The sequence below is a fragment of the Serratia sp. (in: enterobacteria) genome, from assembly GCF_046715635.1.
In the GTDB taxonomy this organism is placed as follows: Bacteria; Pseudomonadota; Gammaproteobacteria; order Enterobacterales; family Enterobacteriaceae; genus Chania.
Genome location: NZ_JBKJYW010000213.1, coordinates 1 through 12,560 on the forward strand (window position 1 = coordinate 1; position 12,560 = coordinate 12,560).

12 protein-coding genes are annotated in these 12,560 nt (G+C 51.2%); 4 read left to right on the forward strand and 8 right to left on the reverse strand.

Annotated elements, in window-relative coordinates:
- Positions 1-186: 186 nt before the first annotated feature.
- On the forward strand, positions 187-1,446 hold the full coding sequence (locus ACLQ7H_RS10620; RefSeq protein ID WP_411752626.1) for an MFS transporter: 1,260 nt from the start codon (positions 187-189) through the stop codon (positions 1,444-1,446).
- A 23-nt stretch (positions 1,447-1,469) separates the two neighbouring features.
- On the opposite strand, the gene ACLQ7H_RS10625 is transcribed toward ACLQ7H_RS10620, so the two are convergent.
- A complete protein-coding gene (locus ACLQ7H_RS10625; protein ID WP_411752635.1) occupies positions 1,470-2,678 on the reverse strand; it encodes an MFS transporter in 1,209 nt (402 codons plus the stop codon).
- A gap of 94 nt (positions 2,679-2,772) precedes the next feature.
- On the opposite strand from ACLQ7H_RS10625, the gene ACLQ7H_RS10630 reads away from it, so the two are divergent.
- Positions 2,773-3,222 (forward strand): winged helix-turn-helix transcriptional regulator, encoded by a 450-nt coding sequence (locus ACLQ7H_RS10630; protein WP_411752627.1) that lies wholly within the window; start codon positions 2,773-2,775, stop codon positions 3,220-3,222.
- A gap of 2 nt (positions 3,223-3,224) precedes the next feature.
- Positions 3,225-3,515 carry a putative quinol monooxygenase gene (locus tag ACLQ7H_RS10635; protein ID WP_411752628.1) on the forward strand — a complete coding sequence of 97 codons (291 nt, stop codon included), beginning with the start codon at positions 3,225-3,227 and terminating at the stop codon, positions 3,513-3,515.
- A gap of 125 nt (positions 3,516-3,640) precedes the next feature.
- Here the strand turns inward: ACLQ7H_RS10635 and ACLQ7H_RS10640 are convergent, their stop codons facing one another.
- The 5 genes from ACLQ7H_RS10640 to guaB form a co-directional block, all read right to left on the reverse strand.
- Positions 3,641-5,083 carry a glucosyltransferase domain-containing protein gene (locus tag ACLQ7H_RS10640; RefSeq protein WP_411752629.1) on the reverse strand — a complete coding sequence of 481 codons (1,443 nt, stop codon included), beginning with the start codon at positions 5,081-5,083 and terminating at the stop codon, positions 3,641-3,643.
- Between the two features lie 13 nt (positions 5,084-5,096).
- Positions 5,097-6,008 carry a glycosyltransferase family 2 protein gene (locus ACLQ7H_RS10645; RefSeq protein ID WP_411752630.1) on the reverse strand — a complete coding sequence of 304 codons (912 nt, stop codon included), beginning with the start codon at positions 6,006-6,008 and terminating at the stop codon, positions 5,097-5,099.
- The gene (locus ACLQ7H_RS10650) at positions 6,005-6,361 is read right to left on the reverse strand and encodes a GtrA family protein (protein ID WP_202671272.1); all 357 of its coding nucleotides are present in this window, start codon (positions 6,359-6,361) and stop codon (positions 6,005-6,007) included. Before ACLQ7H_RS10650 ends, ACLQ7H_RS10645 begins: the two co-directional genes overlap by 4 nt.
- 167 nt (positions 6,362-6,528) lie before the next feature.
- A complete protein-coding gene (gene guaA, locus ACLQ7H_RS10655) occupies positions 6,529-8,106 on the reverse strand; it encodes a glutamine-hydrolyzing GMP synthase (protein WP_411752631.1) in 1,578 nt (525 codons plus the stop codon).
- A 104-nt stretch (positions 8,107-8,210) separates the two neighbouring features.
- Complete coding sequence (gene guaB / locus ACLQ7H_RS10660; RefSeq protein WP_037411907.1) at positions 8,211-9,674, reverse strand: IMP dehydrogenase; 1,464 nt, start codon at positions 9,672-9,674, stop codon at positions 8,211-8,213.
- A gap of 169 nt (positions 9,675-9,843) precedes the next feature.
- Here guaB and xseA point away from each other — a divergent pair, with 169 nt between their 5' ends.
- Positions 9,844-11,220, forward strand: coding sequence for an exodeoxyribonuclease VII large subunit (gene xseA, locus ACLQ7H_RS10665; protein ID WP_411752632.1), 1,377 nt, complete (start codon positions 9,844-9,846; stop codon positions 11,218-11,220).
- Between the two features lie 3 nt (positions 11,221-11,223).
- Here xseA and ACLQ7H_RS10670 read toward each other — a convergent pair whose 3' ends face one another.
- Together ACLQ7H_RS10670 and ACLQ7H_RS10675 are read right to left on the reverse strand one after the other, a co-directional pair.
- The gene (locus ACLQ7H_RS10670; RefSeq protein WP_411752633.1) at positions 11,224-12,132 is read right to left on the reverse strand and encodes an Rpn family recombination-promoting nuclease/putative transposase; all 909 of its coding nucleotides are present in this window, start codon (positions 12,130-12,132) and stop codon (positions 11,224-11,226) included.
- A 139-nt stretch (positions 12,133-12,271) separates the two neighbouring features.
- Positions 12,272-12,560: DUF5110 domain-containing protein (locus ACLQ7H_RS10675; protein ID WP_411752634.1), on the reverse strand; the 289-nt coding region annotated here is incomplete at its 5' end.

The window sequence follows — 12,560 nt, forward strand, 5'->3', positions numbered from 1 at the left end:
CCACGTTTCTATAAAATCAATTTTTGCGTGGTGACTTTCAACGTCATTCTGATCTTTGTTGTCGGCCTCGCCTGGTGGAAATTGCTAGGGTACTATTGATCGCTATCACCGAATCAGGCGTCATGGATATAGCGCCTGATTCATTCAAGGTATTCACTACCAGTAACCAACCAAGGAATAGCCATCGTGGATCCGGCTGGCGTCAATACAGGGACAGACACCTACCGCGCACAAACAAAGCGCTACGTACATCTGCTTTTTGCCCTTCAGGCGATAGGTGCATCCTCGCCTGCGATTATCATCTCGTTAGGCGGATTGGTGGGTGAGACATTAAGCAGTAATAAAGCCTTATCCACGCTACCGGTCAGTCTCTTCAACATTGGCCTGGCCCTGTCGGTGTTACCTGTAGGAGCCCTGATAGCCCGCTTTGGGCGTGTTAACGCCTATACCCTTGGTGCGCTCAGTGCGTTCATCGGGGGGATAATAGCCGCATGGGGCGTCATAAACGGCTCCTTCATCCTGTTCTGTCTGGGCTGCCTGATGGCTGGGGGTTACGCGGCGTGCGTACAAAGTTACCGTTTTGCGATAACGGATTATGTCGCCAAACCTGAGCAACCCGTGGCGATCTCCCGGGTTATGCTCGGCGGACTGTTGGCAGCGGTGATTGGCCCACAACTGGTGATCTGGACGCAACACCTGTTGCCAGTACCGCTGTCGGCCAGTTTCCTCGGGCAGTCTCTGCTGGCGTTGATTGCGTTACTGCTTTTATGGCAAATGAGGCGCATGACCGCTCGTTTGGCGACTCAACAAAACCCGCTTTCCGAACCCGCTCACCACAGTGAAACCACATCAACAGATAAAGTCCGCTCTCTGAGGGAAATCACCGGCTCATTGCGCTTTATCACCACCGCGGTGGCGGCCTTGGTCTCTTATGGACTGATGACGTTTATGATGACCGCAACGCCGCTGGCGATGATCCATCACGGGCACAGCCTGTCCACCGCCACCTTAGGTATCCAATGGCATATTCTGGCCATGTACGCGCCGGCGTTTATCACTGGCAGGCTGATATCGCGTTTCGGGCCTCGTATCATCTGCGCCAGCGGGCTGTTGCTGACGGCCGGAGCCGCTGCGTTTTCCATGATAGGCACCGAGGTCATCTGGTTCTGGGGCGGATTAATCCTGCTGGGTGTCGGCTGGAACTTTGGTTTTGTCAGCGCGACCGTCATGCTGAGCGCTTGTTACACACATCAAGAACGGCTGAAGGTGCAATCACTGAATGACTCTTTTGTCTTCGGTACCACTGCATTAGCCTCTCTGTTATCTGGGCAGATGATGCATATTCTCGGCTGGTTCTGGCTGAATATGCTGGTGTTTATTCCCGTCGTCATCGCGTTGGGATTATTGGTGATCCAGGGTATGGCGGAAAAAAAAGCTGCTGGATGACCCTGCGCTGGCGTATGGCAGGGTCAACGGAAATATTTCAGCGTAAGCCACCAAAACAGCAACGCAGTTAGGCTTACCGCTGCGCCCAACCAGCATACGCCGAGCCAACCCACCCACGCATAGATATGGCTACCGGCAAAGGCGCCTAACCCACTGCCAACGGCATAAAACAGCATGTAACACCCGACCAGGCGACTGTGGGATTGCGGGTGCGCAGTGAAAATCAGGCTCTGGTTGAGGACATGGATTGCCTGCCCGGCCAGATCCAGCAGAATGATGCCGCCAATCAGATACGCCATCCCTCGCTCCATCAACCCAAGCGGCAGCCAGGCGATCATCAGCAACAACAGGCACATCCCGCTAGCTCTCTGCCCCCAGCCTTGGTCAGCTAGATGCCCGGCTCTCATCGCCGCCAGCGCACCGACTGCCCCTACCAGCCCAAATGCACCAATGGTCGAATGAGAAAATAGAAATGGGGGTTGGCTCAGCGGCAGAACCAACGTACTCCAGAAGATGCTGAACGCCGCGAACATTAGCAACGCCAGCATACCGCGCACCTGCAAGATCCGGTCATGGCGCAACAGGCTCAGCATTGAACTGAGCAATTGCCAATAGCTTAACTTCAACTCGCAAGCAGGCTGCTTTGGCAATAAACGAGCCAAAACAGGAAGTAATATCAGGGTAATAGCCGCTGAGAAAAAGTAGACGGTTCGCCAACCGCCAATATCCGCCAGCAACCCAGAGAGGGTGCGGGCCAGCAGTAAACCCATCACCACTCCGCCCTGAGCGGCCCCCACCACGCGTCCACGCTCCTGCGGGGAGGCCAACGTAGCGGCAAAGGCGATCAATCCCTGCGTCATCGCGGTTCCCAACAATCCCACCAGCAGCATAGCCGCCAGTAATGCCAGGCTGCTGCTCGATACTCCGACCATTAGCAACGCTAACATCAACAGGATTTGTTGCACAGCCAGTAAACGATGGCGATCCAGCAAATCCCCCAAAGGAACCACCAATAACAGCGCGCAGGCACAACCGACCTGGGTCGCAGCGATCACCATCCCTACTCTTGCCTGGCTGATATTAAAATCCACCGCAATGGCATCAAGCAGTGGTTGCGCGTAATAAACATTGGCCACGCTGAAAGCGCAGGCTGCAGCCAACAGCAGCACCAGTGACGTAGGCAAAAGCTCAACAGACGGTGAGCGGAAGGTCTCCAGCGATTTGTCACTCATCATGTGCCTCGTTAAAGTGGTTTCATTATTAAACCCAATGCACTTTAGTGAAAGAGGTTTTATAATGCAACCAGAATAACTCTGGAGCCGCACCATGAAACGAAAAAGCCTTGAGGATGCTCAATGCCCAGTAGCACGAACCTTGGATGTGCTGGGTGATTGGTGGTCTTTGCTGATCATCCGCGACGCCTTTGACGGCATCAGCCGGTTTAGTGAGTTTCAAAAGAATCTGGGGATGGCAAAAAATATTCTGTCCACTCGGCTACGCACGTTGGTCGCCCAGGGGATTTTGCAAGTTAGCCCTGCCGCCGATGGCAGCGCCTATCAGGAGTATTTGCTGACCGATAAAGGCCGCGAGATTTTCCCGATTATCGTTGCGCTGCGCCAATGGGGGGAAGACCATCTTTTTGCGGCGGGAGAGGATTATTCTCGTCTGGTGGAGAACGACAGCGGCCAGCCAATACCTCGCATGATGCCAATCGGCCATGCCGGGCAAGCACTCAACTTAGGCAATACCCGAGTCGTAAAAGTGGATGAAGAATAAAAATGCTGAAAGTCATTGCCGAAGATTTTATCAAGGTTGAAGCGATAGAAACGGTGTTACCGCTTTATCACGAGCTGGTTGAAGCCACCAAGCAGGAACCCCGCTGTATCGCTTATGATCTGTATGTTGATCAAAAGGATGCCGGGCACTTTATCTTTATCGAAGAGTGGCCCGATCGCGCGGCGTTGGATGCTCACTGCGCCAGCGAACACTTTAAACGCCTGGTGCCGTTAATTGATCAACATAAACGTAAGGATGCCAGCTATATATTGATGGACACTTTTCAGAAGTAGCAAAGCAATGACTGTCAGGCTGGCCTGAGTCCGTTTGAATACCGAACTCAGGCCTGGTTAACCACTTGATGCAGATCAACCAAATTTATGGGCTCAGTTAAAAATTATTGAGCCAATACAAATAGTTATCTTTTAGTGGTTCCCAATGTGACTATAGCCTCATTGCCAGAAACGTATAACGAATAGTTCTTATTAGAGGATACCGGCTTAATGCCTTTTTCTCTCATCCCTGCAAGCCTATTCATATTGGCTTGTTCATCACCGTAACCATGCAGCGTTTGCGTCAATCCCTTATTAATCAACTGAAAAGATGCAATAAACTCTGAGGCCGGGCTAAGAAAATGGCCAATCAGCGGCTTGTTTTCCATGATTAATTTTGTTCTTTCGTTAATCCTCACTTGCCCAACAGTGCCGATAGACTCTATGTTTGGGTAGCTCAGCATTTCTCTGGCAATCATGTTAAAAACAAAATCTTCATATTCACGCTGTGACTTGATGGCGCTACTTAGCTGAGCACTGAATGCAAAAACCGTGATTAGAGGGACGAGCGACAGGTATTTTAATCTAGGAGAAAAACACATGATCGGAATGGCAATAATGACCAATATCACCGAAAACGAAACCAATGTCCTAGGGAATACGGGAGCCTCTTGCAGAAGGATTGTTGGCCCCATTAGAGACACCAAGAAAATAAAGCATGACAGCAAAGCATATATCATGAATGAAGCTACTTTCTTTTTATGTGCATAATTTCCGACTATCATGAATACCAAAGCAACCACCATAGGTACCAGGAAGTAAATATACACAGGGCCGTAAAAATACGATAAAACCAATTCCTTTAATCCCTTTACCGTATTTAACAGTTGCTCCCCTCCCTCAGCGTTTGGCTGAATAAGGTCCGAACGAGAGTTGTTTTTTACAGCAAAAAAAAGCATGTAAACAAGATAAAAACAAACCAATGTCACGGCCTTGTTTATTATTAATTTTATGGCTTGGGCTGTTGTTGATTCACTTTTAACTGCAATAATTATCATATCAATAGCGAGCAGGCCGATGAAAATATTCGCGCAGGGTTGATATAGAGTTAGCGATAACACACCCGCTATTATTTTTATTGAGCCTTCACGAATTATGCTCTCGTTCCTATAAGTATAGGCTAACACGGCAAGAAACAAGGCAATAACCATGCCTAAAGAGTCGTATCTATAGGCAATATTTTGTAATAGGTAGGGATTGAAAATCAACAGTGCCGCAACAAGCTTGGCATGCGGAACATCCATTTTAACCAAATGTTTAAAAAGCAATAAGGAAGCGGCACCTATAAACAGACAAGATGCAATCATTGTGTAGGGAAACAGGTCAAGATTATAGCGACCACTCGCCGATAGGATTTTCATCAGAATATCCGCAATTGGCCGCCCTAATCCACGCCATCCATATTGACCTGTAATTGCTCGGTCTAAGTCATCCCTGTAAAACACCCCAGCTTGAATAAGAGGATATATAAACAGCAGAGCCAACCCTGAATACAAGGCTAATGTTTTTTTATCGTCTTTGCAGATCATCTGATTTTCCATCTCACTTTTTAACTATGTAACGCGGCCTACGTTTGGTTTCTATGTAAATCCGTCCTACATATTCACCTAGTACACCTATTCCTATTAGCTGCACACCTCCAAGGAAGAGGATGGAAACTATGATAGATGAATAGCCCGGCACCGGATTGCCCCAAATTAATTTATCCAGAATCATCCACACACCAAAAATGAAGGATAAAGTAGCAGCGAAAAAACCGATATATGCCCATACTCGGAGGGGAAAGGTCGAAAAACTGGTGATGCCTTCTATCGCCAGATTCCACAACTTCCAGCCATTGAATTTACTTGTCCCAGCAACTCGCTGAGCTCTAGAATACTCAACTATGTCAACTTTCCCACCGACCCAGCTTAATATCCCTTTCATAAACAGGTTTCTTTCAGGAAGTAATTTAATATTATCCACGACTTCTCGAGACATCAACCTAAAATCGCCGACGTTTTCTTCTATGGCCGGTTTGCTTATTTTGTTGTGAACCCGATAAAACCATTCTGCCGTTTTACGCTTCATTCTTCCATCGCACTGCCTATCCATGCGTTTGGCTAAAACAACTTCCGCACCATTTTCCCATTTATTTAACAATAGCGGGATAACATCTATTGGATCCTGGAGATCTACATCAATAGGAATGATGACATCACCCGAAGAGGCTTCCAACCCAGCAAACAAGGCGGGTTCTTTCCCAAAATTACGCGTGAAATTTATAACTTTGATTTTCTCATCAGCGATAGACAAGGCAGATATTATGCTCTCTGTTTTATCAGAGCTTCCATCGTTTATAAACACAATCTCTATATCTTTGTCTGCGAATTCTTTATATTCACGAACGGACTTATAGAAGAGAGGGATTGCCTCCTCTTCATTAAAGACAGGAACCACCAGCGATATTTTCATTTATCATCCTTGAAGACAACTAGTTTAGAATAAATGAAGCCACATATCAGGCTTACTGCAGAAAAAGTAATCAGTGTGACTATTGGGTTAGCGTTTACTTTGTCTGCGATCCAGCCTACGCAAAATGCCATGCCCCCCATAAACAGCACATACGCCATGTAGCGGACAGTAGTCGCTTCTTTTTTAAAGGTCCACCTGGCGTTTGCAAAGAACGAGAAGGTCACCGCGATGCAAAAGGCAACAACGTTGGATATTGATTGTGAGAAACCACTAAAAAATATGAGCGCAAACACAGCCCAGTGAACAAAGGTGTTCAGCACACCTACAGATGCATAACGTAAAAAAGTATTCAATGCGATAAATTCTTAAAATTTTGTTTGCCATATTCTGCCACCACATCATGCCGATGGCAAAACTTTCGAGGCTAACACAATGAATGCTCGCTGAAAAAGAAAAATCCCCTGTAAAACAGAGGATTTTCATTCTATTCAAGCTATCGAGTGAGGCTGATATTAACTTATCATTCCCACTCAATCGTCGCCGGTGGCTTCCCGCTGATATCATAAACTACACGCGAAATACCGTTGACTTCGTTGATGATACGGTTAGATACACGGCCAAGGAAATCATAGGGCAGGTGTGCCCAATGCGCGGTCATAAAGTCGATGGTTTCTACCGCACGCAGTGAGACTACCCAATCGTATTTACGGCCATCGCCCATCACGCCGACGGAACGCACCGGCAGGAACACGGTGAACGCCTGGCTGACCTTATTGTACAGATCGGCTTTGTGCAGCTCTTCGATAAAGATCGCATCGGCACGGCGCAGCAGATCGCAATACTCTTTCTTCACTTCGCCCAATACGCGCACGCCCAGACCTGGCCCTGGGAACGGGTGACGGTACAGCATGTCGTACGGCAGGCCCAGCTCCAGACCAATCTTGCGCACTTCGTCTTTGAACAGCTCTTTCAGCGGTTCCACCAGCCCCAGTTTCATCTCTTTCGGCAGGCCACCGACGTTGTGGTGCGATTTGATCACGTGCGCTTTGCCAGTAGCGGAAGCGGCGGATTCGATCACATCCGGGTAGATGGTGCCCTGAGCCAGCCACTTCACGGCGCTCTGCTTGCAGGCTTCTTCATCAAACACTTCGACAAAGACGCGGCCAATGATCTTACGTTTGGCTTCTGGCTCATCCACACCCGCCAGCGCACTCAGGAAGCGGTTCTCTGCCGCAACGTGTACGATGTTCAGCCCGAAGTGGTCACCGAACATTTCCAACACCTGGTCAGCTTCGTTCAGGCGCAGCAGGCCGTTATCCACGAATACGCAGGTCAGGCGCTTGCCAATGGCGCGGTGCAGCAACATAGCGGTAACGGATGAGTCCACGCCGCCAGACAGGCCGAGGATCACGTGATCTTCACCAACCTGCTCACGAATACGCGCAACGGCATCTTCGATGATGGTGGCAGGCGTCCACAGTGCTTCACAACCACAGATATCCAGCACGAAACGCTCCAGGATACGCTGGCCTTGGCGGGTATGGGTCACTTCCGGGTGGAACTGTACGCCATAGAAGCGCTTTTCCTCGTTGGCCATAATGGCAAACGGACAGGTATCGGTGCTGGCAACGGTAACGAAATCTGACGGGATAGCGGTAACTTTATCGCCGTGGCTCATCCACACGTCTAATACCGGTTTGCCTGCCGGGCTGATCGCGTCTTCGATATCGCGGATCAGGGCGCTTGGTTGGGTGATTTCCACCTGCGCATAACCGAACTCACGCTCGGTTGAACCCTGTACATGGCCGCCCAACTGCATCGCCATGGTCTGCATGCCGTAGCACACGCCCAATACCGGTACACCGGCGGTGAAGACATATTCTGGCGCACGCGGGCTGCTCAGTTCGGTGGTGCTTTCCGGGCCACCGGAGAGAATGATACCGCTTGGATTGAATTCGCGGATCTGCTCTTCGCTGACGTCCCAGGCCCACAGCTCACAGTAAACACCAATCTCACGCACACGGCGGGCAATCAGTTGGGTGTATTGTGAACCGAAATCCAGGATCAGGATGCGATGCTTATGAATATTTTTTGTCATGTGTGGCAAATTCCAGCAACAGAGAAAAAGAGCAAAAAGGGTATTTGGGACGAGAGGCTGCCCCCTCATCCCTGCCCCTCTCCCGCAGGAGAGAGGTTAAAACATTAACCCATGCGGTAGTTTGGTGATTCTTTGGTGATGGTTACGTCATGCACATGGCTTTCTTGAATACCAGCACCGCTGATGCGCACAAACTCGGCTTTGGTACGCAGTTCGTCGATGGTCGCACAGCCGGTCAGGCCCATGCAGGAACGCAGGCCGCCCATCTGCTGATGTACAATCGCTTTCAGCATGCCTTTGTAGGCCACACGGCCTTCGATACCTTCCGGCACCAGTTTATCAGCGGCGTTATCGGTCTGGAAGTAACGGTCCGAGGAACCTTTGGACATCGCGCCCAGAGAACCCATCCCACGGTAAGATTTGAACGAACGGCCCTGATACAGCTCGATTTCGCCCGGAGATTCCTCCGTACCCGCCAGCATTGAGCCAACCATCACGCAGGACGCACCGGCAGCAATCGCTTTGGCGATATCGCCAGAGAAGCGGATACCACCGTCAGCGATAACTGGGATACCTGTCCCTTCCAGCGCTTCGACCGCATCGGCGATAGCGGTGATCTGCGGAACACCTACGCCGGTTACGATACGCGTCGTACAGATAGAGCCAGGACCGATACCGACTTTCACCGCGCTCACGCCAGCTTCCATCAGGGCTTTGGCACCAGCCCCGGTCGCAACGTTGCCGCCAAGGATTTGCAGATCTGGGTATTTGGCACGGGTTTCGCGGATGCGCTGTAACACACCTTCGGAATGACCGTGTGAAGAATCGATGAGCAGTACGTCAACACCGGCAGCGACCAGCGCATCAACACGCTCTTCGTTACCGGCACCGGCCCCCACCGCAGCGCCTACGCGCAGACGGCCATGCTCATCTTTACAGGCGTTAGGTTTACGCTCTGCTTTCTGGAAGTCTTTAACGGTGATCATGCCCAGCAGGTGGAAGCTGTCGTCCACCACCAGCGCTTTTTCAACGCGTTTTTCGTGCATTTTTTGCAGCACCACTTCACGCGCTTCGCCTTCCTTGACGGTGACCAGGCGCTCTTTTGGCGTCATCACTGCGGTGACAGGCTGAGTCAGATCGGTTACGAAGCGCACGTCACGGCCGGTAATGATCCCCACCAGTTCGTTTTCTTCGGTCACGACCGGATAACCGGCAAAGCCGTTACGCGCGGTTAACTCTTTCACTTCAGCCAGCGTGGTGGAGGGAGTAACGGCCTGTGGGTCCGTGACCACGCCGCTTTCATGTTTTTTCACCCGGCGAACTTCTTCCGCCTGGCGCTCAATGGACATGTTTTTGTGAATGAAGCCCAGACCGCCTTCCTGCGCCAGCGCAATGGCCAGGTTGGATTCGGTTACGGTATCCATGGCTGCGGACAGCATAGGGATATTCAGGCGGATGGATTTGGTCAGTTGGGTGCCAAGATCTGCGGTATTAGGCAGAACTGTGGAGTGGGCTGGAACCAGGAGAACGTCATCAAACGTTAGAGCTTCTTTTACAATACGTAGCATGGGCAATATCTCACCAAGGTGGATGCGGAAAAGATAAAATATTGCCGTGGCATTATACAGAGCGTAATCGGTTGCCTCCAGCACTTTCTTACAAAAACTCTTGATTACCTTTCGCCGAGCTGTAATATCGACCAATTAAGTGCTTGTTTTGAAATTTGATCTGGGTCACATGTCACTACCTACTTCACCGTCCATTTTTACCGTAAGCCGCCTCAATCAGACGGTTCGACAGCTGCTGGAAATGGAAATGGGGCAGATTTGGCTCTCCGCCGAGATCTCCAACTTCTCCCAGCCCTCCTCCGGCCACTGGTATTTCACGCTGAAAGATGACCGTGCCCAGGTGCGTTGTGCGATGTTCCGCAACAGCAACCGCCGCACCACATTTCGCCCGCAAAATGGCCAGCAGGTTCTGGTGCGGGCCAGCATCACCCTGTATGAGCCACGCGGTGATTACCAGCTGATTGCCGAAAGCATGCAGCCTGCCGGTGACGGCCTGCTGCAACAGCAATTCGAACAGTTAAAACAGCGCCTGGCCGCCGAAGGTTTGTTTGATCAGCAGTTCAAGCAACCGCTGCCAAGCCCGGCCAAACGCGTTGGGGTCATCACTTCCGCCAGCGGCGCAGCGCTGCATGATATTTTGCAAGTGCTACAGCGGCGCGATCCTTCACTGCCGATCGTGATTTATCCCACGTCTGTGCAGGGCGCAGAAGCTCCGCTGCAGATTGTCCGTGCGATCGAAACTGCCAACCGCCGCGATGAGTGTGACGTGCTGATCGTCGGGCGTGGAGGTGGCTCGTTAGAGGATTTGTGGAGTTTTAACGACGAACGCGTCGCAAAGGCTATTTTTGCCAGCCATATCCCGATAGTCAGCGCCGTCGGCCATGAAACCGACGTCACCATTGCCGACTTTGTTGCCGATCTGCGGGCACCTACCCCTTCCGCAGCGGCGGAGTTGGTCAGCCGTAATCAGCTTGAGCTGTTGCGCCAATTACAGTCACAGCAACAGCGGCTGGAAATGGCGATGGACTATTATCTGGCGCAGCGCCAGCAGCAGTTCACCCGCATCAACCACCGTCTGCAACAACAGCATCCACACCTGCGGCTGGCACGGCAGCAAACGCTGCTCTTCAAGCTACAGCGCCGTCTTGAAGAAGGGATGCAACAGCAATTACGGCTATCTTCTCGCCGCAGTGAACGCGTGCAGCAGCGCCTGGCACAGGTGCAGCCGATGGGCCGCATCCACCGCTTGCAGCAGCGCGTTCAGCAGCAGGAATACCGTTTGCAACAGGGGATGGAGCGGCAACTCAATGGCTATCGCCAACGCTTTGGCGTCGCCTGTAGTCAGTTGGAGGCGGTTAGTCCACTGGCAACCTTGGCTCGCGGCTATAGCGTAACGCAGACGCCACAGGGTGAATTACTGAAAACCACCAAGCAGACACAGGTTGGGGAAATGCTGAAAACCCGCCTGCAGGATGGCTGGGTAGAGAGCGAAGTCAAAACCGTCACCGTGGCGAAAAAGCCGCGTAAGAAACGCGTGGTGGAATAGCCGTTAGTGGCAGAGCTGATCGACCTCTTCTGCGGAAAGGCCGGTCAGTTCTATCACTTTTGCGCGATCAAAACCACTAGACAGCATGGAACGGGCTATTTTTACTGCCTCCTCAAGTTTGCCTTCTCGACGCCCTTCGAGCCGTCCTTTTTGCTCAAGATATTCTGCAATAGTCATCAATTCCTCCTCATGCGATGGCGCACGACTTGCCAACTCACGGAGCAACCTCTCCGGTTCGGTCGTGCTGCCCATGTGCAACATATAGTTCACCAACGATATGAGCTGCTCTTTAGTAGTGTATCCGGCCAGTAATAATGTGACCAGTTGTTCCTGCAGTTCAGCCAGGTCTCGTAGGCGCACGTGCTTTTGCAGCAACTCCAGAATCGCCATGCGGCGATGTTGCATAATCTCATCGTCAGTAATCACGGTCACATCAACCAACGGAAAATGCCCCGCATAGAGTTGCCTGGCTAGTTCTGGCTCACTGAATTCTTCTAACCAACTCATGGAATAGGGATAAGGCGTCACCTGACCGTGATAAAAGAGTATTAGGATCACCAGCGGAAGCCGATCGTTCCCCGCCTCAAGGTGGCGTTGCATTGCCGCAATGGCATAACGTATTAAACGAAAGGCCATATGCTTATCGTGAGAGCTCTGGTGTTCGATCAAGACATACGCATAGCCGTCTCCCCTGTTGGTTTGCAACGAGTAGAGCACGTCAGAGTAATAGGCACGCAGGTCACTTTCGATAAAACTGCCGGACTCCAGTTTTAACGTGCTTAAATCGCAAGCTTGCAGCAATACAGGCGGCAAGTGCAACTCCAGAAAGTCACGAGCCGTGTCTGGGTGGGTCAGAAACTGTTTGAATACTGCATCATGCAGAGTGGGGGTGGTTTTTTTCATGTTGGTCATCCCTGGACTTAGCATAAAAAAACCTACCACAGACTTTCACCGGTTAACATTATGGCCGAACTAGCTCTGGATCCGACTCGCAAAGTCTCTTGATCACAACCTCTGATCAAGAGACCGTTCCAATGGATAAGGCACTCAGTTACAGCACATAAGTATCCCGGCGAAACCCATTCACCCACAGCTCGCGAGTCTCGCCTGCTGGCAACACAATGTTCAGCGCCTGACACGTCGGTTTGAAATGCCCCTCGTGGGTGAAGGTCAGTTCGATGCGCTGATTGTCACTCACCGCCTCCCAGCGGAGCCACAGCGCATTATTCTGCTGCCAACCATGGCTTTCCCCGTCGTCTTCAAACAGCAGGCCTGAGGACCATCCGCAGCCCTTGGTGGGGAACAGCCGCAGTTCCCGGCGATCGTCTGCCGCATTGTCT

What these genes read in the sequence shown, in the direction of transcription:
- ACLQ7H_RS10625 (WP_411752635.1), bottom strand. Translation starts at nt 2,678, where the DNA reads ATGAGTGACAAATCGCTGGAGACCTTCCGCTCACCGTCTGTTGAGCTT.
- ACLQ7H_RS10630 (WP_411752627.1), top strand. Translation starts at nt 2,773, where the DNA reads ATGAAACGAAAAAGCCTTGAGGATGCTCAATGCCCAGTAGCACGAACC.
- ACLQ7H_RS10635 (WP_411752628.1), top strand. Translation starts at nt 3,225, where the DNA reads ATGCTGAAAGTCATTGCCGAAGATTTTATCAAGGTTGAAGCGATAGAA.
- ACLQ7H_RS10640 (WP_411752629.1), bottom strand. Translation starts at nt 5,083, where the DNA reads ATGATCTGCAAAGACGATAAAAAAACATTAGCCTTGTATTCAGGGTTG.
- ACLQ7H_RS10645 (WP_411752630.1), bottom strand. Translation starts at nt 6,008, where the DNA reads ATGAAAATATCGCTGGTGGTTCCTGTCTTTAATGAAGAGGAGGCAATC.
- guaA (WP_411752631.1), bottom strand. Translation starts at nt 8,106, where the DNA reads ATGACAAAAAATATTCATAAGCATCGCATCCTGATCCTGGATTTCGGT.
- guaB (WP_037411907.1), bottom strand. Translation starts at nt 9,674, where the DNA reads ATGCTACGTATTGTAAAAGAAGCTCTAACGTTTGATGACGTTCTCCTG.
- xseA (WP_411752632.1), top strand. Translation starts at nt 9,844, where the DNA reads ATGTCACTACCTACTTCACCGTCCATTTTTACCGTAAGCCGCCTCAAT.
- ACLQ7H_RS10670 (WP_411752633.1), bottom strand. Translation starts at nt 12,132, where the DNA reads ATGACCAACATGAAAAAAACCACCCCCACTCTGCATGATGCAGTATTC.